At 60.3% G+C, this 26,858-nt stretch carries 23 protein-coding genes and 3 pseudogenes; 13 read left to right on the top strand and 13 right to left on the bottom strand.

Going from position 1 to position 26,858, the window contains the following annotated elements:
- Positions 1-6 precede the first annotated feature (6 nt).
- The 5 genes and pseudogenes from AC5J09_RS01140 to AC5J09_RS01120 all read left to right on the top strand — a co-directional run bounded on the left by AC5J09_RS01140 (position 7) and on the right by AC5J09_RS01120 (position 6,782).
- Positions 7-2,177, top strand: a pseudogene (locus AC5J09_RS01140) (xanthine dehydrogenase family protein molybdopterin-binding subunit).
- Between the two features lie 606 nt (positions 2,178-2,783).
- A complete protein-coding gene (locus tag AC5J09_RS01135) occupies positions 2,784-3,515 on the top strand; it encodes a helix-turn-helix transcriptional regulator (protein ID WP_494296626.1) in 732 nt (243 codons plus the stop codon).
- Positions 3,516-3,723: 208 nt separating this feature from the next.
- Complete coding sequence (locus AC5J09_RS01130) at positions 3,724-4,794, top strand: class I SAM-dependent methyltransferase (RefSeq protein WP_494296625.1); 1,071 nt, start codon at positions 3,724-3,726, stop codon at positions 4,792-4,794.
- A gap of 170 nt (positions 4,795-4,964) precedes the next feature.
- A pseudogene (locus AC5J09_RS01125) lies at positions 4,965-6,201 on the top strand (hypothetical protein).
- A 59-nt stretch (positions 6,202-6,260) separates the two neighbouring features.
- Entirely contained in the window at positions 6,261-6,782 is a 522-nt protein-coding gene (locus tag AC5J09_RS01120; protein WP_494297041.1) for a GNAT family N-acetyltransferase, read from the top strand.
- Positions 6,783-6,877: 95 nt separating this feature from the next.
- Here AC5J09_RS01120 and AC5J09_RS01115 read toward each other — a convergent pair whose 3' ends face one another.
- Positions 6,878-7,849, bottom strand: a complete 972-nt coding sequence (locus AC5J09_RS01115) for a GlxA family transcriptional regulator (protein WP_494296624.1) — start codon at positions 7,847-7,849, stop codon at positions 6,878-6,880.
- A 103-nt stretch (positions 7,850-7,952) separates the two neighbouring features.
- Between AC5J09_RS01115 and AC5J09_RS01110 the strand changes: the two genes are divergently transcribed.
- Positions 7,953-8,555, top strand: coding sequence for a hypothetical protein (locus AC5J09_RS01110; protein WP_029961246.1), 603 nt, complete (start codon positions 7,953-7,955; stop codon positions 8,553-8,555).
- A 113-nt stretch (positions 8,556-8,668) separates the two neighbouring features.
- On the opposite strand, the gene AC5J09_RS01105 is transcribed toward AC5J09_RS01110, so the two are convergent.
- From AC5J09_RS01105 to AC5J09_RS01075, 7 genes are all read right to left on the bottom strand, one after another.
- Positions 8,669-9,664, bottom strand: coding sequence for a Gfo/Idh/MocA family protein (locus tag AC5J09_RS01105; RefSeq protein ID WP_494296623.1), 996 nt, complete (start codon positions 9,662-9,664; stop codon positions 8,669-8,671).
- On the bottom strand, positions 9,661-10,542 hold the full coding sequence (locus tag AC5J09_RS01100; RefSeq protein WP_494296622.1) for a sugar phosphate isomerase/epimerase family protein: 882 nt from the start codon (positions 10,540-10,542) through the stop codon (positions 9,661-9,663). The genes AC5J09_RS01105 and AC5J09_RS01100 overlap by 4 nt, the downstream gene beginning before the upstream one ends.
- A gap of 22 nt (positions 10,543-10,564) precedes the next feature.
- A complete protein-coding gene (locus tag AC5J09_RS01095; protein WP_018098107.1) occupies positions 10,565-11,398 on the bottom strand; it encodes a carbohydrate ABC transporter permease in 834 nt (277 codons plus the stop codon).
- Entirely contained in the window at positions 11,395-12,318 is a 924-nt protein-coding gene (locus AC5J09_RS01090) for a carbohydrate ABC transporter permease (protein WP_494296621.1), read from the bottom strand. The genes AC5J09_RS01095 and AC5J09_RS01090 overlap by 4 nt, the downstream gene beginning before the upstream one ends.
- A gap of 100 nt (positions 12,319-12,418) precedes the next feature.
- Positions 12,419-13,621: an ABC transporter substrate-binding protein gene (locus AC5J09_RS01085; RefSeq protein ID WP_494296620.1), complete on the bottom strand. Its 1,203-nt coding sequence runs from the start codon at positions 13,619-13,621 to the stop codon at positions 12,419-12,421.
- 24 nt (positions 13,622-13,645) lie between these two features.
- Positions 13,646-14,626 (bottom strand): alpha/beta hydrolase, encoded by a 981-nt coding sequence (locus AC5J09_RS01080; protein ID WP_494296619.1) that lies wholly within the window; start codon positions 14,624-14,626, stop codon positions 13,646-13,648.
- Positions 14,623-15,219 carry a GntR family transcriptional regulator gene (locus AC5J09_RS01075; RefSeq protein ID WP_494296618.1) on the bottom strand — a complete coding sequence of 199 codons (597 nt, stop codon included), beginning with the start codon at positions 15,217-15,219 and terminating at the stop codon, positions 14,623-14,625. Before AC5J09_RS01075 ends, AC5J09_RS01080 begins: the two co-directional genes overlap by 4 nt.
- 187 nt (positions 15,220-15,406) lie before the next feature.
- Here AC5J09_RS01075 and AC5J09_RS01070 point away from each other — a divergent pair, with 187 nt between their 5' ends.
- Entirely contained in the window at positions 15,407-16,486 is a 1,080-nt protein-coding gene (locus AC5J09_RS01070) for an ABC transporter ATP-binding protein (protein ID WP_494296617.1), read from the top strand.
- A 612-nt stretch (positions 16,487-17,098) separates the two neighbouring features.
- Here the strand turns inward: AC5J09_RS01070 and AC5J09_RS01065 are convergent.
- The 3 genes from AC5J09_RS01065 to AC5J09_RS01055 all read right to left on the bottom strand — a co-directional run bounded on the left by AC5J09_RS01065 (position 17,099) and on the right by AC5J09_RS01055 (position 19,119).
- Positions 17,099-17,923 carry an oxidoreductase gene (locus AC5J09_RS01065; RefSeq protein WP_494296616.1) on the bottom strand — a complete coding sequence of 275 codons (825 nt, stop codon included), beginning with the start codon at positions 17,921-17,923 and terminating at the stop codon, positions 17,099-17,101.
- A gap of 67 nt (positions 17,924-17,990) precedes the next feature.
- Entirely contained in the window at positions 17,991-18,794 is an 804-nt protein-coding gene (locus tag AC5J09_RS01060) for an SDR family oxidoreductase (protein ID WP_275598390.1), read from the bottom strand.
- Positions 18,748-19,119: a GlcG/HbpS family heme-binding protein gene (locus AC5J09_RS01055; RefSeq protein WP_494297040.1), complete on the bottom strand. Its 372-nt coding sequence runs from the start codon at positions 19,117-19,119 to the stop codon at positions 18,748-18,750. Before AC5J09_RS01055 ends, AC5J09_RS01060 begins: the two co-directional genes overlap by 47 nt.
- A gap of 252 nt (positions 19,120-19,371) precedes the next feature.
- Here AC5J09_RS01055 and AC5J09_RS01050 point away from each other — a divergent pair, with 252 nt between their 5' ends.
- From AC5J09_RS01050 to AC5J09_RS01025, 6 genes are all read left to right on the top strand, one after another.
- The gene (locus AC5J09_RS01050; RefSeq protein ID WP_494296615.1) at positions 19,372-20,268 is read left to right on the top strand and encodes a LysR family transcriptional regulator; all 897 of its coding nucleotides are present in this window, start codon (positions 19,372-19,374) and stop codon (positions 20,266-20,268) included.
- A gap of 97 nt (positions 20,269-20,365) precedes the next feature.
- Entirely contained in the window at positions 20,366-21,073 is a 708-nt protein-coding gene (locus AC5J09_RS01045; protein ID WP_494296614.1) for a GNAT family N-acetyltransferase, read from the top strand.
- A gap of 11 nt (positions 21,074-21,084) precedes the next feature.
- Positions 21,085-21,597, top strand: coding sequence for a GrpB family protein (locus AC5J09_RS01040; protein WP_494296613.1), 513 nt, complete (start codon positions 21,085-21,087; stop codon positions 21,595-21,597).
- Positions 21,598-21,845: 248 nt separating this feature from the next.
- Positions 21,846-22,835 carry a carbon-nitrogen hydrolase family protein gene (locus tag AC5J09_RS01035; RefSeq protein WP_494296612.1) on the top strand — a complete coding sequence of 330 codons (990 nt, stop codon included), beginning with the start codon at positions 21,846-21,848 and terminating at the stop codon, positions 22,833-22,835.
- Between the two features lie 469 nt (positions 22,836-23,304).
- The gene (locus AC5J09_RS01030; protein WP_324765162.1) at positions 23,305-23,841 is read left to right on the top strand and encodes a dihydrofolate reductase family protein; all 537 of its coding nucleotides are present in this window, start codon (positions 23,305-23,307) and stop codon (positions 23,839-23,841) included.
- Positions 23,838-24,416 (top strand): TetR/AcrR family transcriptional regulator, encoded by a 579-nt coding sequence (locus AC5J09_RS01025; protein ID WP_338280648.1) that lies wholly within the window; start codon positions 23,838-23,840, stop codon positions 24,414-24,416. Before AC5J09_RS01030 ends, AC5J09_RS01025 begins: the two co-directional genes overlap by 4 nt.
- A gap of 140 nt (positions 24,417-24,556) precedes the next feature.
- Here AC5J09_RS01025 and AC5J09_RS01020 read toward each other — a convergent pair.
- Both AC5J09_RS01020 and AC5J09_RS01015 read right to left on the bottom strand, forming a co-directional pair.
- Positions 24,557-25,495, bottom strand: a pseudogene (locus AC5J09_RS01020) (YobF C-terminal domain-containing protein).
- Positions 25,496-25,883: 388 nt separating this feature from the next.
- The gene (locus tag AC5J09_RS01015) at positions 25,884-26,765 is read right to left on the bottom strand and encodes a LysR family transcriptional regulator (RefSeq protein WP_275598399.1); all 882 of its coding nucleotides are present in this window, start codon (positions 26,763-26,765) and stop codon (positions 25,884-25,886) included.
- Positions 26,766-26,858: the final 93 nt, after the last annotated feature.

Below are 26,858 nucleotides of genomic sequence, written 5' to 3'. Positions count from 1 at the left end.
CTGACCATGACAGTCGCAACCTTGTCGCGCCGCAAATTCCTCATTGGCACCGCCGCCACGGCCGGCGGCCTCTCGCTCGGCTTCCATGTGCCCTTTGCGGCGCAGGCTGAGGGGCGCTCCGCCGTCCTTCCTGAGATCAACGCTTGGGTGCTCATCCGCCCGGATGACACCGTGGTGATCCGCATCGCTCGTTCGGAAATGGGCCAGGGAACATTGACAGGTCTCGCACAACTTGTGGCCGAAGAGCTCGAGTGCGATTGGTCGAAAGTGACCACCGAATATCCCACTCCCGGGGACAGCCTAAGGCGAAACCGCGTTTGGGGCAGCTTTTCGACCGGCGGCAGCCGCGGTATTCGTGAGTCACACCAATATGTGCGCGAGGGCGGAGCGGCCGCACGGCAAATGCTCATCTCAGCTGCCGCGAGCCTTTGGAGGTGCCCGCTGACGAGTGCTCGGCCGCGAACAGTGTCATCACCCACGCTTCTTCGGGTCGCACCGTCACATACGGCACGGTCACCTCGCTAGCCGCACAGATGCCGCTGCCGACGAACATCGCTCTAAAAGCACCGCGGGAGTGGAAGATCGCCGGAAAGCCGCTACCGAGGCTCGACACGCGCGACAAGCTCATAGGCAAACAGATTTATGGCGTCGATCTGACGTTACCGGGCATGTTGAACGCCTCGATCAAGGTCTGCCCGGTCTTTGGAGGCAAAGTTGCAAGCTTCGACGCGACGGTCGTATCTGGAATGCCCGGCGTACGAAAGGTCGTCCAGGTCGATGACACGGCCGTTGCCGTCGTTGCCGACACGTGGTGGCAGGCGCATTCCGCCCTTAATGCGCTGCCGATCGTTTGGGATGAAGGCCCGAACACGAACGTCACCAGCGAAATGATTGCCGCGATGCTGAGAGAAGGACTGGATGCGGAGGACGTCGTCGCTGGCACGGCGATCGGCGATGCGCGAGCCGCGCTTGACGGCGACGCCAAAGTGGTCACGGCGACCTACTCCTTTCCGTACCAAGCCCATGCCACCATGGAGCCGATGAACGCTACGGCGCGATATACGACGGACAAATGCGAAGTCTGGGTGCCAACACAAAACGGAGAGATGAGCCTTGCCGCCGCGGCCGAAGCATCCGGCCTGCAGATCGAGCAATGCGAGGTCTACAAGCTCCACCTCGGTGGCGGCTTCGGCAGGCGCGGCAACTATCAGGAATACGTCCGTCAGGCCGTAAAGCTCGCCAAGGAACTCCCGGGCACACCGGTGAAGCTGATCTGGTCGCGCGAAGAGGACATGCTTCACGGTGCCTACCACCCGGTAACGCAATGTCGTTTCAGAGCTGCGCTCGACGCCAGTGGTAACGTGGCTGCTCTTCATATGCGGATCAGCGGCCAGTCAATTCTGTGGCCACTTCGCGCCGAAGTGCGCGAAACCGGTCGCGATCCGGCCGTCTTCCAAGGTCTGAACGATGGCGGGACGGAGGGCGCCTTTGGCTACACCATTCCCAATCTCCTGATTGATTACGCCATGCGCAATCCGCCAGTTCCTCCCGGTTTCTGGCGTGGGGTCAACCTCAATCAGAACGCGCTTTACGTCGAGTGCTTCATCGATGAACTGGCGCATGAGGCCGGCATCGATCCACTCGAATTCCGCCGCAAGCTGCTCGTCGACCATCCCAAGCACCTTGCCGTTCTCGAGGCAGTCGCCGAACGGGTCGGCTGGGAAAAGCCGGCAGGAAACGGGATCCATCGCGGTCTTGCCCAGATCATGGGATTCGGCAGCTACGTCGCAGCCGCGGCGGAAGTCTCGGTCACAGACGGTCAGCTTAAGATCCACCGCATCGTCGCGGCGACGGACCCGGGCCACATTGTAAATCCCGCCCAAGCCGAGCGGCAGGTGGAGGGCTCGTTCGTCTATGGTCTTTCAGCCTGTCTCTATGGAGAGTGCACGATCAATGGCGGTCGCGTCGAACAGGAGAATTTCGATACCTACGAGGTCATGCGTATGGACCAGATGCCGGCCGTCGAAACCATTCTCATGCCATCGGGGAATTTCTGGGGCGGCGTCGGCGAGCCGACGATCGCGGTAGCGGGACCAGCGGTTCTGAATGCGGTCTTTGCGGCCACTGGCAAGCGCATCCGACAATTGCCGTTGAAGAACAACAGCCTCGGCGTTTGATGGGTGGTGGTGGCGAAGGCATCGCGCGCTGCCGAGGCGCCTTTCAACGACGCTTTATGAGATCGCCCGTTAGGGCGCCCGGATGATCTGTCCTCTCGGCGCAAGCTTCAGGGACGAGAAACGAGGCTCCCGACGCGACCGCGGGTGATGGTGCCGCAGCCATGGCGGGTCAAACCCCGCAAGCTGGCTTAGGCAGCGGCGCCATGGGCGTACCTCGCCAGTGATCTGCCGCTCGAGATAGAGGATTGTCAGCTCGGCCAAGTGGCCGAGCGTTACCTGGAGGTTCGAGAGCGGTTGAATACCCCGACCGTGACGATGCGAAAGAACTGGATGCCAGCTCAATACCTACCCGCCGAACCCCCTCCTGAGTTCTTGTTAGCTCTGACGCCGACGCCGAAGGTAAGAACACCAGCTCCCCGTTTTTACCCAAAGTCCTTGCACCTCATCCAACGTGAACCCAATGAGATTGCGCACTGGCGACGAGTTCGGCCACTTGCATCTTCCTACAATTTCGCTGCCCGAGCGCTGCCACTAAGATCCGGTTCTCCGATCTGAACAGTCAGGGTCGAAACACAGAGCGTTGGCAGCAAACTGAAATTTCCACCGATGGTCGACAACCGCAGACTCTCACTGTCCCTGAGGACGCTCCACGCAGCGAAGCATCGCGAGGACCTTCACCCCGCATTGTGCGAACTTTGCGTGCGACACGGCCTGTCGCACATGACATTGCTTGTGGTTCGCAACGGAGGTAGGTCGGGTTTGTACCCTGACTACTGCACGACATATCCAGATACGTGGACTGAGATATACATCGACAAGGGCTATTTCGACATAGACCCGGTGATTGACGTCGTCCGTTGGGGGTTCCTCCCGGTGGACTGGTCCTCTCTTGATCGGCGGTCAGCACAGGTCTACCGATTGTTTAAGGAAGCGCGTTCGTACGATATTGGCCCCTATGGCTTGACGATCCCCATCCGAGGCTCGAAAGGCGAACGGTCTCTCTTTTCCGTGACCTCGAACCTGCCCAAGCGCGACTGGTCGCGGCTACGCGCTTCGAGCATTCACGAGCTGCAGATCCTTTCCCACTACCTTCATGAGACGATGCTGTCTGCAAGCGGTCTTCGAGAGATTGGCCGCTACCGGAACCTCTCCAGGCGCGAAAGCCAGTGCCTTCAGCTTCTTGCAACAGGTCGGATTTCCAAACAAATAGCCGCGGATCTAGGCATCTCAGAAAACGCGGTGAAGTTGTACCTGCGATCGGCAAGACAAAAACTCGGTGCTTTTACAAGTTATCACGCCGTTGCCAAGGCAAGCTTCCTCGAGTTGATCAAAATCTGACCGCGCCCGATCGCATTCGCGGCCCGTCCCTCTCTTTCGACATTCCCGGAACGGTCAACCTCCCGAATTAGGTAGATTGGCTACCCGCTCCGCTCGGTCCACAGATGAGATCAGAAGCTCACGCATGGCAGATGCGGGCGGCAAATAAAACATCTCGACGATGGCTGAGATGAAGCACGCCACCCGCCGGCTATATCGGGAGGTAGCGATGGTGGATCGAATAACTATTGAACATTGGCGGAATGCTCCCAGACTTACCGCGTTCGCAGAGTTCTTCGAAAGAACCGCCAGCGGAAAGGGTGGAGCACCGGACCTTGCCGAACCGAAAATCGACATGAGCCTGCTCGACTTTGATCTCGAGAGTGCAATTTTCGCGGATACGCATCGGCGTCTTTGGGGCCATTTTGACAGCCATTACTTTGCCAGTATTCCCTATAGGCTTGAAGAGGAGTGCCGTCTGGGTGCTGCACTACTTTCCTTCGCCTTAAGGACCTGGGCGCGCAACGCCTCCCCAACGACAATATACACGTTGGGCACGGGCACCGGTTGCCTCGCGCGCACGCTCGCCACGCTTGGCGATGGTCGCATCGAGGCGCTCTGCTGCAGTCCAACCGCAGCCAATCGAGCGTCGTTCTTCGCGAACCGGGGAAGCGAGCACGCGCACTTCTTCCACGGCCCATTCTTTGAGTTGGACGACGATCGATACGCGACCGACAAGGATCTTCTCCCATTTCGGGGCGGCTTTGACGTGCTGTTGGAAGACACGACGTTTCAGATGTACGACCGTGATCGGCTAAAGCAGCTGGAGTTCGTTGTTCCTCGCATCCGGTCTGGCGGCCTCCTCGTGCAGGTGCAGAAGCTCGCGCATGAAGACCGCGACATCTATGAGGAACGCGAGCGGCAGAAGGACGAGCTTTTCAAGTCCCGATTCTTCTCCACAGGTCGCATCTCCAAGAAAAAGGATGAAGTCCTTAACACGATGACGGATCTTCAAGTCGATCTGGCGACCACGGTAGCCGCTCTGCGGGCGTTTTTCCGATACTCAGTGCTGACCTGGAACAGCGGGAATTTCTACACCATCGTGTCATCCAACTCCCGCGCTTCCATGTTGGAACTGGTTTCGCTGATGGTGAAGCCGGCAATTCCACCGAACTATTGCTACGAACGATTGCCAGCGGCGATCATCGATACCGAGGCAGAGGCCTTGGCTCCTGATCTGACGTGGCGTAGCGCGAATACCATGATGCTGCTCGCCCCCAAGCTCGGCGTCATGAAATGAGGATAATCGGAAAGGCCGGCGAGCATTGCAGCGCAGCCGACGTGCGCCGCACGTTGTCTGCCTTGATGCCGCATCTTACCTCCTATTGGGAATGTCCCCTTCGACACTACGCGTCGGTTGCCCACGACGTCGAGAAATTCCATTCCGAGTGTTGCGCGCGTCGCCATGCAATGGAGCTGCTATGCCGTTGCGTCGAGCGGGCAGCTCTCAGATCCGGTTACGACCCTGAGGAAGCTCGAAGCGCCAGCCTTCAGTTGATGGGGTCACCGATACTGCAGACCGGTCCGCATTGCCTGCTGCTGATCGAGCCGGATGCGTTCTACACGCATCTGTTCAGCCTGCTAGGCCTGCAGGCCCATGGCCGCGAATGGTACATCACCTATCATGCCTCGACGGTCAGTTTCTCGGAAAAGGCAAAGAAGGGTCCGGGCTGGCTCTGGCTTCAAGACGAGCCCCTCAACGTCTTCGGCTTACCCCGGAGCCGAATGGATTCATTCAGCATCTGCGGGTTGAATGGTCCCTATCGCTTCGCGCTCTCGAATGCCAAAGGCGATCCGGCACCAAATGCCACTGCCGCCGGCCTCCTCGGCGAACTGCCGTCGGAGGAATTTGGTTCTGCGGCCGACGCAATCAGGGCGGCCAATCAAACCCTCTGGCGCGGCAAGCTCCCCTCCCCCATCAAGCTGCTTCAGCTCGATGATTTCGACATCGCAGACCTGGTCGCCGACCATCTCGAAGACGCTGGATCCTGGATGTCGGCTGATTTCATCGGAGACGGAAAGGTCGCCGAGAGCATCCTGGATGCCATGGATCGCCTGAACATTGGACCGTGGCAGGGTTGGGTCCGCAGGACGACCGATTCTCTTCTGGCGCATGGAAAAAGGGAGGATTGTTCCGCTCCGCCTCCAGGACAACGCCCTCAGGGCCAAGTGTCCGTCGGACTTCGAAGTGAAGTTCCGGCCGGACAGCATCGCTGCGGCGCTTCGGCAGCGAGCGATCGTGCCGAGCCTCTATACTGTGTTCCTGGTGACTTCCATTTTGCCCGGCGTGAGAGCGCTTGGGGGATGTCGCCAGACGATCTACTACCCGCTTATGCGCTATCTCACCGTCATCGGGCTTGAGCAATCGGGTGATTTCGATTTCCTGACCGAAATGCGTGAAGACGACCAACCTGGGCTTTGGGGCCATCGTGTCTTGAAGCCTCTCAACGGCAATCCCTTCCGGGAGATCAAGCTCTTCAGAGGAGCCGAGACGCCTCTTGAAACATACGCGGCGATGCCTTTGGTGCAATCGAGCGGTGACCTCGCAAGTTTCATCAGCGATCCGATTTGGGCGGACCTTTCAGGGCACATCGTCAGCGGAGCTATCACCTTGGGGTCCGAGGAGTGGCAGTGGTCGGGCTCGTGATCGAGGATGCTGAGCGGCTTCGATGCTGGGATTTCGTCCGACCTGACCTGGAACTTTTGTTGGAGGTCGATGTGTCGATTGAAGAAGAGGCGGCAATCAGACGCCTGTCAGTCCGGGACGTAGACGTATTTCGCCGCATACGCCTGGAGGCGCTTTCACATGAACCGCTTTCGTTTGCGAGTGTATATGGCGATTGGGTCCATCTCTCCGACCGCGAGTGGCGCCGACATCTCGACCAGCCGATCTTTGTCGCGTTCCGAAGCGGGCAGCCCGTCGGCATGATGGGGCTAAGATTTGAGCGTGCAAGGAAAATGGCGCATCGTGCAAGGCTTGTCAGCGTGTATGTGCGGAAAGGCGAACGAGGGACCGGGGTTGCGGCAACCCTTTTGCATGAGGTTACGGAGCATGCACGAGACCGCGGAGCCCAGCAGCTGGAGCTTGCCGTAAATGCCGACAATTCGGCAGCGATACGCTTCTATCAGCGTCACGGATTCCTAGAGGTTGGCCGCATTCCGAACGGCTTACTGGGTCACGATGCGGAGAATGACGAGTTAATCATGGTCCTGCGCTTGAAGAGATAATCATTTCCGTTCGTTTCACTTCACTCGCCTCATTAGGCCAATTGACGGACATTTGTTTGAGTATGAGTTCAGCTGAGCTTTGCGTCTAACATGGCTCACCTGTTCGTATGGGTTTCACGGAAGAGTCGCGGCGTCACCCCGAAGCGTCTTTGGAAGACCTGCGTGAAGCGTGCGGTCGGCGCAAGCCCCACCCGCCTTGCGATTTCCTTCAACGGAAGTTCTTGGGAGAGCAAGATACGCGCCGCGTCCAGCCGGACGGTCTCGATATACTGTGCCGGCGTCTCGCCGATCGCGGCGACAAACCGTCTGTAAAACGTCCGCTCCGAGAGGCCAACCCTGGCCGCAAGGCTCGGCACATCCAGCGCGGTATCGAGATTGGCTTGTGCCCACACCAGGAGATCTGCGAGAGGAGCATCGGCTTTCGCCTGGGCAAGCAGCAGCGGGCTGAACTGAGACTGATAGCCGGGACGGCGTGCGTAGAGGACTAGGCGCTTGGCGACCCGACTGGCAAGCGCGCTGCCGAGATCCTCGCTGACCATGGCGAGGGCCATGTCAATACCGGTGGTCACTCCCGCCGATGTCCAGACGTTGCCGTCGACGACATAGAGTGCATCGGCGTCGACCGCAAGGGAGGGGTAGAGTCGCGCGAGCGCTTCGCAGGCGCTCCAGTGTGTGGCAACACGTTTACCGTCCACCAGTCCCGCCGCTGCGAGCACAAAGGAGCCGGCGCAAACCGACCCGAGTCGTCTGACGGACGAGGCGATCCGCGACAACCACCGCCCTAGTTCCGGCGTCCGGGTTGCTGCCGTGACCGCGCCGGCGTCGGCCCCGGCCACCAGGATTGTGTCAACCTCTCGTGGCACCTTCGCCAATGCTTTGGTTTCGACGATGACCCCGCTGCTACTCGGCACCGCACCGCCGGTCGGCGAGGCCAAATGCACGGCATAGCGTCCAGGCTCTCCATCCTCTGCGAGTGCGTGGTTGGCGGATGCGAAAACGGAAGCCGGGCCGGTCGCATCCAGCAATTCGAAGTCTTGATAGACGACAATGACGATATGATAAGGCACTGGCAGGAATTACCATCTTTTTGTCATTCCTGCCAACTCTGTGTGCCTGCTAGTGTTCACACTGGTGGTCGGCCAAGGACCACCACCGCAGGGAGGAGTAATCATGACTGAAGCATCGCAACCATCAAAGTCAGCGCCCGAATCCCCCACGTCGGGCTGGCAGTCGATACAATGGTGGCCCACGGCTATCGGCCTGGCATTCGCGGCTTTCGTTTCGGTCGATCTGCTCAATGGTTCGGAGCACGGCACGGACTTGGCTGCGATCGTCGTCGCCTCGGGCCTCGTGTACCTGGCAGCGGCTGCCTTGGAGATTCCGTGGGTTTCCTGGCCGGTATTCCTGCTATCGGTTGTAGTGATCACCGTCGCAAGGTTCGGCCTCATACCTTTCGATGCGACATGGGCGATGCTTATCCTCGCCGCCCTCTTTGCGGTCTATGGCGTGATCCGCGCTCTGAGACGTCCTAACCGCGAACTGCCGCTGCAAGCCATCGCAATGAGTGCCTTCGGCGGTTTAGCCACCGTGGCCCTCTTTATCAGCCCCTTTGTGGGAGCGCTGCTGGTAGCGGCGGGACTGGTCGCGCATGCCGGCTGGGACGTCTATCACCACGTCAAAAACAAAGTCGTCGTACGGTCGATGGCCGAGTTCTGCTTCGTGCTGGACACTGCTCTCGCGATCGTCATAGTCTTAGCAACACTGAGAGGCTGAGACGGGCACCCTGCCGTAGGTTACGGCGTTGAGGTTGATCTCGATGCGCTCGCGCGGCGACGCCCTTCGACAGTGTCCGCTGTGACGCAACCTTGTCATGCCTTGACCCAACACTACAACGCCAACTCGCGGCGCAATGCTTCGAGACGTTCCATGGCAATCACGCCGTCTGCGATGGTCGGGGCCGAAGTTTTATGTCCCGCTAACGCCGGGATAACGTCGGCGAGCAGCGAATGGTAACCCTTTGGGTCCTCGTTGGCGGCCGCAGTGAAGTTGGGTTTCCAGATTAAAGTGTCGACGGCATCGTTAAGCGTGGCAGCGGGATCGTCGACCTTAAAGGGCGGGTTGCGGTTCCAGCGTACGTCGATGACGTTGTCGACCTCGATGCGCTGGTGATCGCCCATAATTTCGATGCGTTCGACGGGCGCGCCGCGCGATTGCGCGGTGCCCATGGCGATCGTGCCGATGGCGCCGCATTCGAAATCGAAGTTCACATGGAAGAGCACCTTGCCCCTGCCCTTCTCGACCTTGCGCGCCGTCAGCTTGGTGACCGGCGAGACGAGGAAGGAGACGAGGTCCATGTAATGCACACAGTGATGCAGGAAGAAGCCGGTATAGTCGACATTGCCTGCGAAATAGCCGGGCGCGGTCATGTAGTAGCCGGTAAGGCCGTAGATTTCCCCGAAATGACCAGACCGCAGGATGTTAGCCGCAATCTTGTTGCCTGCTGAATAGCGCTTCATGAAGCCGAGAAGCAGCGGCTTGCCCGACTTTTCCGAGGCAGCGAGCAGTTCGCGTGCCCCGGCGGCGCTACCGGACGGTGGCTTTTCCATGAAGACGGGAAGGCCCCGCTCTAGCGCCATCTTGCCGAACAGGAGATGCTGGTCCGGCCCCACCGCCATGCCGACGGCGTCGATGTCGGAGCGGCGTATGAGCTCCTCCGCATCACTCGTCAGGTTTGAGACGCCGAACTGCCGCCCGGCGGAGGTCAGACGATTGCGGTCGATATCGCAGAGCGCGCCGATCTGCACATCATGGCGAACGAGCTGCGGAAGCAGCATTTGAGTGGCGTGGACGCCGCAGCCAATCCAACCGATTTTGAGTGTCATCGACGAAATTCCGTAAGCAGGATGTGGGACTTGATGAATGCGGCACTCGCGGCGAGACGCTCGCTCTCGTCCTCGTGCGGAGCACGCCACTGCGCAAAGGGAACGCCGAAGCGGTCGTCGTTGCGACGGAAGGGTTCGAGCGAGATCGGGCCGCCATAACCGATATCATGGAGCGCGCGGAATACCTCGACCCAATCCGTCGCCCCGGTACCGGGAAAGCCGCGGTGGTTCTCGTTGGCCTGAAAATGCACGACGCGCTTTCCGCCGAGTCGGATCGCTTCGGCAATGGAGGCTTCCTCCATGTGCATGTGGAACGTGTCGAGCATGAGCTGGATGGCTGGATGATCGACAGCGTCGAGCAGTTCAATCGCCTGCTGTGTGGTGCAGAGCACGTCGCTTTCGAAGCGGTTGAGCGGCTCGACCGCCAGTACGACGTTCAGTCTGGCAGCATGATCGCCCGCTTCCTTCAAACCCGCGACGCAGCGAGTCTTGCGGGAAAAGCGCTCCTCCTCGCTCACCGGCTGCGGCGGCCGACCGGCAAAGACGAGCGGGTTGCCCGTGAGCGGCCCGCCGACGATCGTGGCGCCGAGAGCTGCGGCGCAATCGGCCGCATATTTGAGGTAGTCGACGCCGGCGCGATGCGCGCCCGGATCATCCGACGAAAGATTGCGCTGCAGGTTGACGCGGGCGGCGAGAACGACCTGGAGCTCGGCAGCCTCGAGCGCATGGCGCGCCTCCTTCAGGTCGAGCTCGCCCGGTTCAGGCACAAGAAGCTCGACGAAATCGTAGCCGAGCCTTTTCATCTCGGAAAACAGCGGGAAATGCTCCGACGTAAACGGCCGCGCATATTGCATGGAGATCAACCCGACGGGGTTCATTGTCTGTCCTCTTTCACTCGGTTCAGCCCTTCACCGCGCCTTGGGTCAGCCCGCCGATCAGGCGGCGCTGCACGAGAAGGAAAAGGATGGTGGCCGGCATCGCGCCGACGACGGCGCCCGCCGCAAGCAGGCCCCATTCGATCTGGTATTCTCCGATCAGCGTCTGGATCGCCACCGTGACCGGACGGACGTTCCTGCCGCCGAGCGTCAGCGCGTAGAGATATTCATTCCAGGCCGTGATGAAGATGTAGATGCCGGTGGAGATAATGCCTGGTATCGTGAGTGGCAGCACGACCCGGAGCAATGCCGTCAGCCGCGAGCAGCCGTCGATCATCGCCGCCTCGTCAAGGCTTTTCGGGATCGCGCCGACATAGCTCGTTAGCATCCAGACCGCGAAGGGAATGGCGACCGTTGCATTGGCGAGGATCAGGCCGAAATGGGTGTCGAGAATGCCAGCCTTCCGCATCAGCACGAAGAGCGGCAGGATCAGGAGCACGATCGGGAACATGTTGATGAGCAGGAACTGCAACATCAGAAGCTTGCGGCCCGCAAAGCGGAAGCGCGAGAAGGCGTAGGCCGCCGTCACCGCGACGGCAAGGCCGAGCACCACTGTGCCGCAGGCTATGATCAGGCTGTCGAGCATGTTGTCGAGGAAGGAAGTCTGCTGGAGCAGGCGCACATAGTTGTCGAGGCTCCAGCCGGCGGGCGAGACGGAAACGCCGGTGGCGTTCAGCGCCTCCGTCGGCGTCAGCGAAGTCAGCACCATCCAGACGAAGGGCCCCATGGCGAAGAGCACGATCAAGAGTACCGGCAGGTCGGTGGTGAGGATACGGCGGAACGTGGAGGGTCTGTTCATCGCTCAACCTCCCGCATGGTACGGGCAAGATAGACGGCGACGATCGCGCCGAGCAGGATCGTGAAAGTCACGGCGATCGTCGTGCCGTAGCCGAAATCGAGGTTCTGGCGGGCGCGGACGAAGGCGTAGAGCGGCAGGGTATGGGTTGCATAGCCCGGGCCGCCGCCGGTCATGACGAAAATGACGTCCATGGAATTGGCGACCCAGATGACGCGAAGCAGTCCCGCCGTCGCCAGCACCGGGGCGATACCAGGCAGCGTGATATGCACGAACTGGCGCCATGGAGAGGCGCCGTCGATGGACGCGGCCTCATAGTGGCTCCGTGGAATTCCCTGGAGGCCGGCAAGGATCATGACGGCGAAGAAGGGTAAGCCCTGCCAGGTGAGCGTCGCTATGATCGCATAAAGCGCTAGATTCGGATCGGCAAGCCACGGCACGGCGGACTGCACGACGGAGAGATAGATGAGGATATCGTTTAAGACGCCCGTATTGGGATCGTAGATCCAGCGCCACATCAACGCGATCACCACGCTCGGCAGGGCCCACGGAATGATGATGAGGGCGCGCGCAAGTCCCCGCCAGGGGAATTCCCGGTTGAGCAGCAGCGCAGTCAACAGGCCGAGCCCCATCTGAAGCGGCACTGTCAGGCCGATCCAGATGGCGGTATTGCCGAGCGCAGTCCAGAAGACGGGATCGGCGAAGAGCTTCACATAATTCCCGAACCCGACGAAACGGCTGGCGTTCGGCTTCCACAGGACAAGATCGTAGAGACTGGTGAAGACCGCCTGGGCCATGGGAAAGAAGACGATGAACAGCGTGACGACCACGGCCGGCGCCAGCAGCATGTATGGCATCAGCCGCACGCTCCAGGGCGTCGGAATGGCAGGCGTCGTCGGAGATGGAGCGGTTGTCGCGGTCATGCGGTCGTTCCCGGCAGTTGGCATTCGAAAGCCATCCGCCCTGAGGTTCGGGCGGGCGGATGACAAGGTGGAGCGTGTGCAGACTGCTCCCTCCGGAGGGTTACTGCTGCGCGAATAGCGCCTCGAGCTGCTGCATCATCTGCTCGGAGGTGATCTGGCCGGTCAGCGCTTGCTGCATCGCCGTCTGCCAGGCCGTATTGACGAACTCCGACGTCGCCGTATTCTGCGGCAGCACATGGGCGAACGGCAGTGACTGAACTGTCGCGTCCACGAAACGACGCTCATGCAGCGTCCAATTTTCTGCGCCGCTCTTCGTCACGGTCATCTGGCCGGTCGCCTTGTTGAAGGCCACGTTGTTGTCACCCTCGGCCAAGAAGGATATCCACTTCCACGCCGCATCCTTCACCTCCGACGAAGTGAAGATAGCCAAGGACTCATCGCCGTAGGACGTCCAGCGTCCACCGCCGCATTCCGGCACCGGCACGGCGGAGACCTTGTCGCCGAGCGCCTTGACCATGTCGTTGGAAGAGCCGATGTGATGGATCGTCATCGCCGTCGTGCCATTCTTGAAGGCACCGGTGATTTCCTGGAAGCCATCGTTCGGTGCCGATGGCGGAATGACCTTGTCCTTCTGGAAGAGATCGATCAGCCACTGGTTGGCGGCAATCGCCTCCGGCGTCGTTAGACCACCGGACTCGAGCTTGGCGCCCTGCGAGAGCACGAAGGCGCCCCACTGGTCCCATCCACCCTTTCCGCCGCGCAGGCCGAAGCCGTAGGTCTCAGGCGCCTTGGTGAGCTTTATTGCCGCGTCGCGGAACTCCTCGCAGGTCGCAGGCGGCTTTAGGCCCGCCTGCTCGAAGAGGTCGGCGCGATAATAGAGATAAAGCACGACGTACTGGATCGGTAGATAATACTGCTGGCCGTCCGGACCCTTGTTGAGTTCCAGCAGGTTGTCGAGCAGGTCCGCCTTGCCGGGCCAGGCATCGATGCGCTCGTCGATCGGCTCCAGCGCTCCCATTTCGATGAGACGCGGCTGCGCAAACAGCTTCACCATGGCAGCATCCGGGGCATTGCCCCCGACAAGCGCGGTGTAGAGATTATCGTAATAGCTGTTCCAAGGAACGTTTTCCGCCTCGATCTCGATGCCCGGATTGGCGGCCTCGAACTTGGCGACCAGATCATCCATCGGATTTTCGGGATTGTCGAAGTGATACCAGAAGCGGACAGTTTCCGCCGATGCAGTGCCTGCGAGAAGCGACGTCGCGAACGCAGCGCCGATTGCCAGTTTCTTCCAGTTTTTCATTGTCTCCTCCTCTGAAAACCCACGTCAGTTACCGGCAGCCATTCGTTTTGCCGCCGCCCCCGCGGCCACCAGCGCCTCCCGCGCGGCAGCCAGATCGAGGGTATTCTGTAGAAAGCCGTGCGTAACACCCGGCACGACCGTCAGAGTATCGCTGCGCCCGAGGCTCTTGAGGCGGGCGTGCAGCAGGATGCTGTCGGAAAGCAGCGGATCGACACCTGCGGCCATCAGGTGAAGTGGCGGCAGGGCCTTCAGTGTTTCGTCCGAAGCGACGAGCGGACAGGCCAAGGGGTCGGCTGACATATCTCGGTGGCCGACATACCAGTGCCAATAGCGTTGCATCTTTGCGGTCGTCAGACCCGGTCCATTCTCGAAATCGCAGTAGGATTGCGTACGAAAATTGCCAGCATAGGTTCCATAGAAAAACAGTGCGCCGGCCGCAGCGGTCTTCACTGTGGCTTGCGCGTGAAGCATGGCGGCCAGCGCCAGGTTGGCACCCGCCGAGTCGCCTGCAAGGATGAGAGGGCCGTCACCGACGCCGAACGCGCCGGTGACGGCAAAGGCGGAGCGGAACGCTGCGACAACGTCCATCAGGCCCGCGGGATAAGGATATTCGGGCGACAGCCGATAGTCCGGCAGCAGCACTGGCAGGCTGCACTCCAGCGCAAGGACCCGCGCACAGCGCTCATGGGTCTCGGGGCTGCAAAACGCGAAACCGCCGCCATGCACGAAGAAGACCGCGCCCGGCCGATGATCTGGCGGCACGAGAACCTTCAGCCGCACGCGCGCAGAACCAAGGATTTCATCCGCGTCGACCCAGGCTTCGCCCACAGCAGCCATCTCGGGGAGATCGAGGTTCCAGCGGCGATTGCTCTGTGCAGTCAGCGCCCTCCCCTGCGCAGGAGGCAGCGTCGTCGGATCCGGTTGCTGGCCGGTTTCTCGCTCGACGCGGTCAAGGAGCGCGGCCATTTCGGGAGAAAGCCGGGACATGTGGGGAGACGCGTTCATTGGCTCGCATCCGGGAAAACGTCGGGACCGAGGTCCACGATGGTCGCGATGTGGTGCCGAAGTGCTTCACTCGCCCTTTCCACGGCCCCACTCTCCACCGCTTCAATGATCGGGCCGTGACGCTGCGCTGTTGCGACAAGATCGCGGGGACTGGTGCTGCGTGAAATCTTGAAGCGGTGATTATGCACCAGACAGCGGTGCAAGATCGGGTCCAGCGCCGGGAGTTGAGCATCCTGAAAGATGCGACGATGGAAATCGCGGTCGAGAGAGGCGAGCTCAAGCTCGTCGCCAATGGTCGCCGCCTGCAGCATCTCGGCGAACAAAGCCTTTAGATCGGCAACAAGCGTACGGCTCGGCATCTGCAGCGTACGCAGAATGCCGCTGCACTCGATCTGCTGGCGCACGCGGAACATCTCCACCGCTTCGGCTTCAGTGCATTCAGAAACCTGCGTGCCCCGATGCCCCTGCCGACGCACAAGCCCCTCCTCCTGCAATTGCAGCAGCGCCTCGCGCACGGTTCCCTGGCTGCATGAGAAATGGGCGGCAAGATCAAGTTCCGTCAGTGACGCGCCGGCAGGAAGCACTCCGAGCATGATGTCCCGCTTGAGCGCATTGAAGGCGGCCGCCGACTTCGCCGGTTTTGCGGCTCGCGAATGTGAATGGGCCGAAAAGTACTTCATGTGCGTCCGCGGAGTTGCCAACCATCTTTCCTGCGATTATTGATATTGATATCGATAATGGAGGTCAAGGCTTAAAGCTGACCTTTTGGAGGACCAAACCGTGACGGCAATCAGCTTGGCGCAGATTCGGAAATCCTATGGCTCGCTACAGGTCATCCATGACATTGATATCGACATAGAAAGTGGTGAGTTCCTCGTTCTGGTAGGTCCTTCCGGCTGCGGCAAATCTACTCTACTGCGCATGATTGCGGGGCTTGAGGAAATTTCCGGAGGCAGACTCGATATTGGAGGAAAGCTGGTGAACGCGCTTCCGCCATCCCAGCGAGACATCGCGATGGTGTTCCAGGATTATGCCCTCTACCCGCATATGAGCGTGCGCGAGAACATGGCATTCGGACTCAAGATGCGCGGGGCTGACGAAGCGATGATCAGGCAGCGCGTGGCGCAGGCGGCCGAGATCCTTCAGATCCAACCATTTCTCGACCGTCGGCCGGCTCAGCTATCGGGAGGTCAGCGCCAGCGCGTCGCCATGGGCCGCGCCATCGTGAGGGAGCCTTCCGCTTTCCTTTTTGATGAACCGCTGTCGAACCTTGATGCAGCGCTGCGGGTAGAAATGCGGCTGGAGATCGCGAAGCTGCATAACCGCATGAAGGCGACGACAGTCTACGTCACGCACGACCAGGTCGAGGCGATGACGCTAGCGGACCGCATTGTGGTGCTGAATGCCGGGCGCGTCGAGCAGGTGGGCCCGCCGCTGGAGCTGTACCGCCGTCCAGCCAGCCTCTTTGTCGCCCGCTTCATTGGCAGCCCGACGATGAACACTATCTCCGCGGAAGTCGTCACCCATGGCGATGAGATCGCAGTTCGGCTGAAGAGCCGCACAATCAAGCTTGGGAACGAGACCGCACATGAACTGCGAGCCGCGACCGCAACCGTTGGAATCCGCCCCGAGGATCTTGTCGTCTGCGCTCCAGAAGAAGCATGGTTCGGCGGAAAACTTGCTGTGGCTGAGCGATTGGGCAGCCAGACTTATGGCTATCTGGAAACCGGCGACGCGCGTATGCTGACGGTAGAGTTTCCCCGCGAGAGTACCATCAGCGTCGGCGATCTGATCCACGTGCGCCCAAACCCAGACGCTCTTCATGTGTTCGATGGCTCTTCCGGTCGGCGGTTGAATTGACGAGCGCCGTAAAGGCGAGCCAGGATCCTATTGGGAGCTAAGAGAGCTCCCGGGTTCTGCGCGACCATTGTCCGACTGCGTGGCCTTCGCTCTGGAACCACTTGAGAAGGCACTGCACCTTACCTGAAGCGTCGTGCGTAGGCTCTGTCAAGCTTAAAGGCCGGAGGACGCCTTGCCGTATCAAGGCCTCATCGTCACAATCAAGAAAACGGGCCGACTGTTTCCAGGCCTGAACCCTGGCTCATCGAACGCCTGAGATGACGGCGCATAACGGCCTCTTAGCCCCCTCTCGACAGACTTCCGCTCACCACCCTCTCGCGACTGAGGGAACCGGAAAGATCGACCCGTTGCAGCCATCCGAATTTGCTCGCGCTACGGCGCAAATCGGCCCGAAGCACACTCTCACAGGCGAAGCGCGTATGGCTGCTGTGCGCCCCCATCCCGGCCTTTAAGTACGTCTTTGCCGGCTCCTTAAAAGCAGACATGTCCGGCGACCACGCTGCAGGTCGTGGGCGCCGGACACGGAGCGATCGTCATGCTTCAACAATGTGATTTGTGGTATGCACCACGTATCACTGCGCTAACGCGATTCAGGAAGGCATTCTCCTTCCATCAGAAGTCGGTCGACACCGAAACGCTCCGCCATTCCGCGAGGATGCGGGCATCCGCGGCGTGTTTCGCCTCGATGGCGGCGACGGTGTCGCTGCCCAGCGGTAGCCGCACCGGCGGGTTGGCCGTATCGACGAAAGCGACCAACACATCGGCGAGTTTGGACGGGTCGCCCGGCTGGCTATGGTTGAGCTCGAGCGCAGCCCGCCGAACCCTGCCAGCGGTGCCGTCATAGTCCGCTATCCGGGCGGGACTGGTTGACAGCGAGGAGGCGTCGAGGAAATCGGTTCGGAAATAACCCGGCTCGATCACCGTCACATGAATGCCGAGCGGAGCAAGCTCTGCGTGCAACGCTTCGGACAGTCCCTCGACTGCGAACTTAGTCGAGCTATACACGCCAAATCCTGCCGCGCCGCGATAGCCGCCGATCGAAGAGATGTTGAGGATGCGGCCTGACCGCGCTTCGCGCATATGGGGCAGGACCGCGCGGGTCACGTTCAGCAATCCGAACACATTGGTGCGATACACCGCTTCGATCTCCGCCGCGGTGGCCTCCTCCACTGCGCCCATCAACCCGAACCCGGCATTGTTCAAGAGGATGTCAATCCGGCCGAAACGCTCGGTCGCGGCAGCGGCGGCGGCAGCGGCCTGATCTTCGTTCGTGACGTCAAGGGAAACGGCAAGCAGATTGGGATGGCTGGCGAAGCGATCGGTGATCGCCTGTGCGCTGCGGGCGGTCGCGACGACGGCATCTCCCTTGGCCAGCGCCCGTTCGGCAATGAGGGCGCCGAAACCGCGCGACGCGCCCGTGATGAACCAGTTTTTCATGGTAAACTTCCTTGTGAAAGGGAGCGGCCCCGTTTGCCGGGCCGCCGCTCCGGGATTGAGGGGAGGATCAGATTTCCGCCGTCCAAGCCGTGGCTTGCGCTTCCTTCAGCATGTCCTCAACGAACTGCGGGCACACATTGCGGAACTTGCCCGTGTCCGCCGGCACGATCGCGATCATGCGGTCGATCATCTCCTGTGGATCGAGGTGCCCTTGCGGTGACGCCAGCAGCGCGTCGAAGGTGGCGCGCAGCTCATCGCGCTTGGTGAAGTTCCTGTTGTCGTCCAGCCAGCGGAACGCCGTGTCTGCCATCGTCTCGTTGTAGCCGGTCAGATAGGCGCCGGGATTGATGGTCTGGACCTTGATGCCGAAGGGAGCGACCTCCTGGGCAATGGCTTCGGCGATAGACTCCAGCGCGTGCTTGGTCGACACATAGGTGCCCCAGCCGGCCGGGGTGAACAGACCACCCATCGATGAGGTGAAGACGATCTTCGCGCGCTTCTTCTGCTTCATCCATTTGGCGATGAAGCCCTGCGTGAGTTCGAGCGGCTTGAAGACGTTGGTTTCGTAGTTGCGGCGGACGAGGTCGATCGGGATCTCGCTGATCGGACCGCTCTCGCCGATGCCGGCGTTGTTCCAGAGGACATCGATGTCGAAGCGTTGGGCGAAGGCCACGTCGTAGGGATCGAGCAGATCGAGTTTCTCCACCCGGATATTGTCGAGGCCGAGTTCGGCCACCTTGTTCCGTAGCGCCGCAACCTGGGGAGCGATCTGCGCGGTGGCAATGATGTTGTGACCGGCCTTGGCCATGCCGATGGCGGCGGCTTCAGCGAAACCAGAGCCAGCGCCGGTGATGAGAATGGTTTTGATCATGGAATGGTCCTTTGTGAACTGTGAGGAAGAGGCAGAAGGCGGGTGTCAGCCAAGGAGCACGGTTACCGCGGCCTCGGCGATTTCGAGGTCTTGCGGTACTGCACCGCCGGGACACGCCAATCGCGCCGATCATCGCGCCATTGGCACCGTGGATCGGCAGACCGCCCGCAAAGGGGGCCAGGCCGCCGTTGCTGGCTTCCAGGTTGTGCGCTGGCGCTCCCGGCTTGCAATATTTCCACACGGCTTCGCTGCTGACGGCGAACAGCGCCGCAGTGGGGGCTTTGCGCATGGCGAGATCAATCGATCCGAGGACCGCGGCGTCCATGCGGACGAACGCATTGAGTGCGCCCCGGCGTCCAGCACGGCGATGTTGGCTACCACGCCGATCCGCTCGGCGCAGGCTCCGGCAGAGGCAATCGCGTGACGCGCCTGATCGGCCGTTATCGTTTCTGTGATGATGGTCATATCTGTTTCCCTTGTTCGCCAATCGCGATCGGCTGACGGGAGCAATTTGAGCCTTTTCAATTGAACTGATTAGATTGATAATTCTCAGATCAACCATGAATGAGGTTCAGTAATGCGAACGACCGATTTCGCGGAACTCGCGGCCTTCGATGCGGTGGCGAGGCATCGCAGCTTCCGAAAGGCAAGCGAAGAGCGAGGCGTGACGGCCTCCGCGATCAGCCATGCCGTGGCCAATCTCGAGGCTCGCATAGGCATTCGCCTGCTCAACCGCACCACCCGAAGCGTGTCATTGACCGACGCCGGTGCCATGCTGCTGGCGGACCTGTCCCCCGCGTTCAATAGCATTGGCTCGGCACTCGACGCCCTCAACCAGTACCGCGACACGCCCTTCGGCAAGGTCCGCATCAATGCCCCGAATTCGATCGCTCCCTTCGTGCTCGGACCAATCATAGGCACGCTGGTCGAACGGAATCCGAAACTGGTGTTGGAGGTCATCGCAACCGATCGCCTCGTCGACATCGTGCAGGAAGGGTTCGACGCTGGCATCCGTCTCGGCGAGAGCCTGCACGAGGGCATGACTGCTGTGAGGATCAATCGACGGCTGCGCTTCACCGTGGTCGGGTCTCCCGCTTATTTCGCGCGCCGGCCGATGCCGACCACGCCGGACGACCTGAAGCAGCATGTCTGCATTCGGAACATGTTCGCGACGGGCGCGCACTATCCATGGTGGTTCAACCGCGATGGAAGCGACGTCGAGTTCGAGCCGACCGGGCCTATCGCTCTGCATGATCACGAATTGATGATCGAAGCGGCGCTCGCCGGGGTCGCACTCGCCTATGTCTGGGAGGATCGGGCGCGGCCGTATATTGCAAGCGGACGGCTGGTCAATTGCCTGGAGGCATGGATCGCCCCGGAGAACTGGCTCTACATCTATTATCCGACGCGCAAGCACATCTCAGCGGGGCTCCGGGCCGTCATCGACGCGCTGCGCGGCAGCGCGGGGATTTGACGTTCGGTGGCGGCCATTGAGTGCGTGATCGCCATCGGCAGCTTCGCGCCTTCATGTCGGTCATAGCGGAAGTCATCGCGCCTGGCGGAAAGCAGACATGGTTCTGAAAGCGGCGTCACGCCGCCTGTGCGCCATGAGCGGCCACGTCTTTCGGGTTGTCATCCATGGGGCTTTACGTAAGCTCCATTTTCCTGGATATCCTTCAGAACGACAGCGAAGCCATATGGACATTCAACCAGCAGCCCCCGAAGACGAGGAGGCGATAGTTCACCTTTGGCATCAGGGATGGCATGACGCTCATGCCGAACTGGTTCCTCCAGAGGCTCTGGTTTACCGGACCAAGAGTCACTTCCGCATCTGGTTGAAGGAAGCGCCAGATACTTTCTACGTTGCTCGATCAGGCGACAACCTGATTGGTTTCGTTTCCTTGATGGGGATCGAAGTCGTCAAACTCTACGTTGGCGTAGGCGCTCGGGGCACCGGCGTGGCGTCTGCCTTGTTGGGCTTCGCAGAACACGCTTTGCGGCAAGACGGGGTATCTCAGGCGGAGCTTTTTGCACAGCGGGCAACATCCGAGCCGAACGTTTTTACATCCGACAGGGTTGGTGCCTCATCGACACATTCGACGATGCTCTCTGGGCACCGCCTGGCATCAGTCAGAAGTTCGTCGTCTCCACTCACCGCTATCGGAAAAGGTTGGCCGACTAGCAATGACGGCCAAGGACCGACAGCGGCCATGTCGCTGAGTGCCGATAGAAGACATGCACTGGCCGGATCGGCTAACATCGGTTGTTCGCCATATTGACGGATGCGCACATGCCGAGCTTAGTCGAACTCGTCCCTTACGATACGAATTGGTTGAAGGATTTTTCAGCGGCTGAAGCTTTGCTAAGAACAACGCTTGGCAAATGCGTCTTGGCTGTCGACCACATAGGCAGCACGGCTGTACCGGGCTTGGCCGCAAAGCCGATGCTCGACATTGATGTAACCCTATCCGGGTTGGCCGACATTCCCGACGCAAGCGCGAACCTCATCAAGGCTGGATTCGAACCGCGTGGCAATCGCTACGATGACAATGTTTGGGCTTTCCTTGTGAAACGCCCTGCGCCTCAGATCAGGGTCTACCTCTGCCCGCCCTCAAACCAGACCCACGAACAGCGGATGCTTTTCCGAAATCATCTTCGTCAACATGACGACGTGGCTGCTGCATACCTGGCCCTGAAAAACCAGCTTGCGGCGCAGTTTCCGTATGATGGGGATCGTTATACGTCGGGAAAGAGTGCCTTCATCTCCGAAATAGTCCGCGCGGCGCAAAGAGAGGCGCGGTGACCGGGGCCGACTACCGCCTTGGCTAGGAGCGCGCCAGAAGCGTTCTTCGCGAGTGATCAATGCTGATTGACGAATCAGTGCGGGGCGGCGCATCATTCGTTCGGCGTGGCCTACGCCTAACCTCCTAGACCTCCCCCAGCATGGTCTTGAACAGAGGCAAAGGGACTGACGTCTCGGGTCGGTTGTCTTGGTCCGATCGTTTCGGCGGGTTGCTGGGGAACTACGTCCGGAACGTGAAAGGCCTCACAATGACCCAAAACGGAAATCTCAAACGTCGTGTACGCGCTCGCGCGGCAAAGACAGGCAAATCTTACACCGCAGCTCTTCACCACATCCGCCAGCCGTCGGCCAAGCTTGCCATCCACGCAATACGGCTTGCTGTGGCGCAAACCTCTCTATTTGAAGATCCTCGCGACAAGTCTGCGCTTCGAGCGAGTGGGACGGAGCTGCGCGCCCTGATGATGGACGCTCATAGAGCAGGCGCTCGCGTAATCCATTTCCCTGAAGGTGCGACATCCTCGCCCAACAAGCGGCTTATGTCAGAGAGCGGCCCCAAGGAGATCGGCCCCTCAGACTGGGGACGGTACGACTGGGCGACTTTGCGTTCAGAATTGGCGGCCACCAGCGAGCTGGCGAGGAAATTGAAGCTATGGACGGTGCTTGGGTCCGTCCATCAGCTTACACCTCCTCATCGGCCGCATAATAGCCTCTACGTCATATCAGATTGCGGAAGACTGGTGACCCGCTACGACGAGCGCATGCTATCGAACACCAAAATTTCCTTCATGTATTCGCCTGGAAAACTTCCAGTGACATTCGAAGTGGACGGCGTGCGGTTCGGCTGCGCACTCGGGATGGAATCACACTATCCAGAGTTATTCACGGAGTATGAGCGGCTTGATGCAGATTGCGTTCTGTTCTCGACTACCGGCGAAAGCCCTTCCGCCGCCCCAGCTTTCGCCGCGGAGGTGTTAGGCCACGCTACCAGCAATACGTATTGGGTCAGCTACTCAGCTCACGCGCCGCAAAGCGTAGCTATTCCTGCTGGGATAGCATCGCCAGATGGCCGCTGGGCAGCCCAATGCGCGGCAGATGGCTCAACTTCGATCTCCGTCACCGATGTTACAATTGACCGGGAGCATCCGGCGCGGCCCTGGCGGCGAAGCGCTCGCGCCGACCTCTACGCTCCTCATCAGGTGGACGGCGACGTGAGAAGCGACAGCCGGGACCAATTCTGATTAGAAATACGGTCAGGGGCAGCCCCTGGCCGCGACTTGATCCCTTCGGACCGGCTGCCGACTTGGCCGGATCGCGCCTTCATGTCGGCCGTTCCGGCGCGGCTCCGGCGACCCTAAAACCTGCCATAAGCGGGCCGCGTTGCTTGGTCATCAAAGGTCCAATGATCGCCTTCAGAGCCTCCGACACGTATCCTTGCAGATCCTCCGACAAGTATCCTTGCAGATCCTCTACTTCCTTCGTGCCGCCCTTGATGTTCACCTTCTTGGTGCGCCTTTCTCATCGAGGCCGAGGTGATACTCATCCCTCTTCTGCCTTTCGACGACCTTTCCGCCGCCCACCTTCGAGCGTCCGAGCGAACAAGCGTTGGTGAAGTCGACGGTCTGGTAGGTGATCTGCTCCGGTGCGCGCTGGGTATTGACAGTTCGCACAAGGAGATAAATTATACGTCGTATAATTTAGGGGCGCGAGATGATTACGGGTCATATTTTTATTGCAACCAGCCTGGACGGGTTCATCGCTCGCGATAACGGCGACATTGAATGGTTGCTTGAGCATGACGCTTCAGGCGAAGACCACGGCTACAATGATTTCATCAAGGACATCGACGCCATAATCATGGGCCGAGGCACCTTCGAAGCGGTGCGCGACATGAAACCGTGGTTCTATAGTCGCCCGGTGCTCGTCCTTTCAGCCACCCTGGCGGACCAGTCGGTTCCCGACGATCTTACCGGTAAGGTGCGTTTCACGGGAAAGTCGCCACAGCAAGCCATGGCGATGCTCGAAACGGAAGGGTGTCGTCGTGTCTATGTCGATGGGGGACGTGTCATCCAATCCTTCCTTTTGGACGGATTGGTCAGCGATCTGGTGGTCACGCGCGTTCCCATACTGCTCGGTAGCGGCCGTCCCTTATTCGGCCCGCTCACGCGCGACATTCGTCTCGCTCATGTGAGCACCCGCGCGTTTTCTTCCGGGCTGGTACAATCGACCTACACTATTGCGCAATGACAAGGCGAAGCCGAGGCAGGCCGCGCGCCGATAACGAAAGCGTCTCGCCGGCAAAGATCCTTTCGGAGGCGCTGGCTCTGCTGGACATTGGGGGGGTTGAAAGTCTCACCATGCGCGCGGTCGCCCTGCGTGCGGGCGTCAATCCTATGACTATCTATCACCACTTCCAGGATCGGGACGGATTGATCCGAGCATTGGCGGACACCGTCTATGCCGATGTTGCTCCACCTTCGGGAGGAACCGTCCGATCTCGGATTGAGGGCTTGTTGCGGGCATATCGGTCGGAGGTGGTGCGCCATCCGGGTTTGACCCTTGCCATTTTCAACCGGCCAGCCGTGTTCCCTCAACACGCTAGACGGATCACCGATAACCTTGCGAGCCTCTTGGGCAACCTTGGCCTTTCGCCTTCGCAGGCCTTGGTATGGGTCCATATTCTGGTGGACTATACGCACGGCGCGGCGCTTGCCGTGGCGATGAACGGGACGAGCGGCAGCGCGCTGCAGGCAGACATCGATCCGGATTATGGAAACTACGAACGGGCCGTTTCTGAACTGCTGGACCGTCTTACCGAGTAGTGCTAGCGGCGGCTTACGAGGGCGCTAAGTACCAGGCAGCAATGACCGTGTCGCAGAAATCGGTCACGCAGGACCGAATTTGGCACCTAACTTTTGCGACGGAAATTCCTCAGAGTTCGCCGGCGATTTTGACGCGAAACTTAGGATTTCTGCGACATGCCTTGAAGCGCGGATAGAAAACGGGGGTACGTCGGGGCGAGCTTTCGCAAGATGGCGGCCGCCTCTGCATCACGCCCAACCGCCAATGGGTATTGCAGCGAGCCAATCAAAACGGCTTAGTCAGAGGCTATTTGGGCCGCGTCAGATCGACCGACGCGGGCAAGGCATCTTGCCGCATCGGCAAGCCGCCTTGCGCCCACGCGCACGGCGAAGTGGATCAGGTGCCCACGTAGATCGTCGCTGCACCCGTTCTCGATCATGCTTGCCAGCAGGTCGGCGGCCTCATCATTGCCAACGGTGCCCTCTGGCACGTGCTGCGCGTGTTCCATCGACAGCCACCGCATCGCAGCGGGCAGCGAAGCCCGGATTATGTCATTCTCCCCAACCTCACGCACACGGCGAAAATGGGTCCGCATGGTATAGGGCTCGCCATAGTCGAGGGTTTCCGCCCGCCACGCGGTTAAAAAATCATCCAGCGGCAGGGATGCGAAGGGATAGCCTTGCGGGTCGTGCATCCGCACCTGTCTGTTATCAACGGCAAGCACGACAACATAGTGGTCCGCTCCTATGGGACCATCCATGCCGGGCTGGTGCCGAAGATAGCCCATCTCCACCGGGCCAACCCAGACCGGGCCGTCGGAGAGCGCCGATTTGAGCCGGGCAAGCGCATCCTCCGCGCTGCCGCCCTTGGTGACGGCCGAAGTCCAGCCCATCGCGTCGAGGGCGTCGTTGAAACCGGCTTCGGGCGTCCATCCATAGGGATCGAAGAACGGCAGCGCGCCACCCACGAGCTGCATACCGAAGGGGCTGCTGGTCGCGAACTCGATGGCCGCTGTTGACGGCGCATCCCCTCCGAACATCATCGCGAACGAATTTGCGTAGCAGTATGGGCCAGAGCCGACATAGGGAACATGCTTCATGGATTTGCCTCCGATGTGAGCGCGAGAGGCAAGACAAGAGCGGCATTTTCCCAAAAATTGTCAACTGTGTCGCGAAAATGATCCAAGATAACAGCGACGTGCAAGGTTCGCTTTAAGCGCCCTGCCTCCCATCATAAACGGCAGAAATGGGGTCGCTTGCCGAACGGCAGCTATCGGCTGGGCATATTCCAGGACCGGACAGTCCGCAGTCGGCCCCCATTCCGCCTAGTGCGATCAACCTGAATGAGACCGCTAGTGGCGCAACGCGGAGTGAGTGCTCGTCCGCCTCTTGCCCAGGGACGACGGAGGCACGCATGGCGGATCCAATCTGAAAATTTCGGGACGAATAGCCGTCTCCAGGCAGGCACGACGGCTATGCGGTGGAAAGTTATGCCCATTCACGGGCTGGTTTTCGAAGTGCACTCAGAAATCCCTGCACCGGCGCCCTGAGCGGCTCGCCCCGCCGGTGAAAGGCAATGACCGAGATCGGGGGAATGCCGATGATCTGACACCGCACGAGCCCACGGGTTGCATACTCGTGTGCAGTCATTGCATCAACGATACCGACACCGCCACAGGCGAGCACCAGGCTGCAGACATTAGCGCAAAAAGGCACCATGCAAACCGGATCGTAAGCTAGGCCCTGGGCGGCGAAGGCGCCCCGGATGGCTTCTCCCATCGGCGACCAGTCGGCATTGTAACAAATCAGGGGCTGCGCCGACAGTTCCGGGCAAGTCAGCGCCCGGGAGTGGGCGAGCGGATGGTCCGCCCGCATGACGGCCACCAGTGTAGTCTGGCCCACCTTGTATGCCTGAAATTCCGCCTTAGGCGGCAACGCCATCTGCAGCCCGACATCGGCATCACCCGTGCGAAGGTCGTCTTCCGGAGAGTGTACCCTGAGCACGATGCGCTTATTCCAATCCCGGTATCCGGCTTGAACCAGGGCCGGCCCGATAAAGGTTTCCACGAGAGCCGGCGTCGCCGATACCGCGACTGGTCGTGACGCAAGGTTGCGCAGGCTGGGCAGCTTGGAGCGAACCAGCGCGTGCGTGTTGAAGATCGTCATCGAGAGCGCGAAAAGCTCGTTCGCCTCCTGCGTCGGCTCTAGGCGGTTGCCGGTCCGGTGAAACAGGGCAAAACCGAGCCGGCTTTCGAGCCGTTTCAACTGCCCGCTGACGCTCGGCTGGGAAATGCCCAGGAGCCGCGCGGTTTCGGTGGTCGTTCCAACCCGCATCAGCGTGCCGAAAAGCTCGATTTGTCTCAGATCCATTTATCAGCCTGCTGATAGTCGCTACCACATTTATCATTATTCGGCTGCCCAGCCGTTGTCTAACATGATCCGTCATCCGATGTGGCTGCGCGA

It is taken from the genome of Sinorhizobium sp. (assembly GCF_059070375.1).
Note: the sequence above shows the minus strand (reverse complement) of the source record. Positions and strands in the feature narration are given on the sequence as shown.

Excerpts from the sequence above, each read along its gene's own strand:
- AC5J09_RS01135 (WP_494296626.1), top strand. The coding sequence starts at position 2,784 with ATGGTCGACAACCGCAGACTCTCACTGTCCCTGAGGACGCTCCACGCA.
- AC5J09_RS01130 (WP_494296625.1), top strand. The coding sequence starts at position 3,724 with ATGGTGGATCGAATAACTATTGAACATTGGCGGAATGCTCCCAGACTT.
- AC5J09_RS01110 (WP_029961246.1), top strand. The coding sequence starts at position 7,953 with ATGACTGAAGCATCGCAACCATCAAAGTCAGCGCCCGAATCCCCCACG.
- AC5J09_RS01105 (WP_494296623.1), bottom strand. The coding sequence starts at position 9,664 with ATGACACTCAAAATCGGTTGGATTGGCTGCGGCGTCCACGCCACTCAA.
- AC5J09_RS01100 (WP_494296622.1), bottom strand. The coding sequence starts at position 10,542 with ATGAACCCCGTCGGGTTGATCTCCATGCAATATGCGCGGCCGTTTACG.
- AC5J09_RS01095 (WP_018098107.1), bottom strand. The coding sequence starts at position 11,398 with ATGAACAGACCCTCCACGTTCCGCCGTATCCTCACCACCGACCTGCCG.
- AC5J09_RS01090 (WP_494296621.1), bottom strand. The coding sequence starts at position 12,318 with ATGACCGCGACAACCGCTCCATCTCCGACGACGCCTGCCATTCCGACG.
- AC5J09_RS01085 (WP_494296620.1), bottom strand. The coding sequence starts at position 13,621 with ATGAAAAACTGGAAGAAACTGGCAATCGGCGCTGCGTTCGCGACGTCG.
- AC5J09_RS01080 (WP_494296619.1), bottom strand. The coding sequence starts at position 14,626 with ATGAACGCGTCTCCCCACATGTCCCGGCTTTCTCCCGAAATGGCCGCG.
- AC5J09_RS01075 (WP_494296618.1), bottom strand. The coding sequence starts at position 15,219 with ATGCTCGGAGTGCTTCCTGCCGGCGCGTCACTGACGGAACTTGATCTT.
- AC5J09_RS01065 (WP_494296616.1), bottom strand. The coding sequence starts at position 17,923 with ATGAAAAACTGGTTCATCACGGGCGCGTCGCGCGGTTTCGGCGCCCTC.
- AC5J09_RS01060 (WP_275598390.1), bottom strand. The coding sequence starts at position 18,794 with ATGATCAAAACCATTCTCATCACCGGCGCTGGCTCTGGTTTCGCTGAA.
- AC5J09_RS01055 (WP_494297040.1), bottom strand. The coding sequence starts at position 19,119 with ATGGACGCCGCGGTCCTCGGATCGATTGATCTCGCCATGCGCAAAGCC.
- AC5J09_RS01050 (WP_494296615.1), top strand. The coding sequence starts at position 19,372 with ATGCGAACGACCGATTTCGCGGAACTCGCGGCCTTCGATGCGGTGGCG.
- AC5J09_RS01045 (WP_494296614.1), top strand. The coding sequence starts at position 20,366 with ATGGTTCTGAAAGCGGCGTCACGCCGCCTGTGCGCCATGAGCGGCCAC.
- AC5J09_RS01040 (WP_494296613.1), top strand. The coding sequence starts at position 21,085 with ATGCCGAGCTTAGTCGAACTCGTCCCTTACGATACGAATTGGTTGAAG.
- AC5J09_RS01035 (WP_494296612.1), top strand. The coding sequence starts at position 21,846 with ATGACCCAAAACGGAAATCTCAAACGTCGTGTACGCGCTCGCGCGGCA.
- AC5J09_RS01030 (WP_324765162.1), top strand. The coding sequence starts at position 23,305 with ATGATTACGGGTCATATTTTTATTGCAACCAGCCTGGACGGGTTCATC.
- AC5J09_RS01025 (WP_338280648.1), top strand. The coding sequence starts at position 23,838 with ATGACAAGGCGAAGCCGAGGCAGGCCGCGCGCCGATAACGAAAGCGTC.
- AC5J09_RS01015 (WP_275598399.1), bottom strand. The coding sequence starts at position 26,765 with ATGGATCTGAGACAAATCGAGCTTTTCGGCACGCTGATGCGGGTTGGA.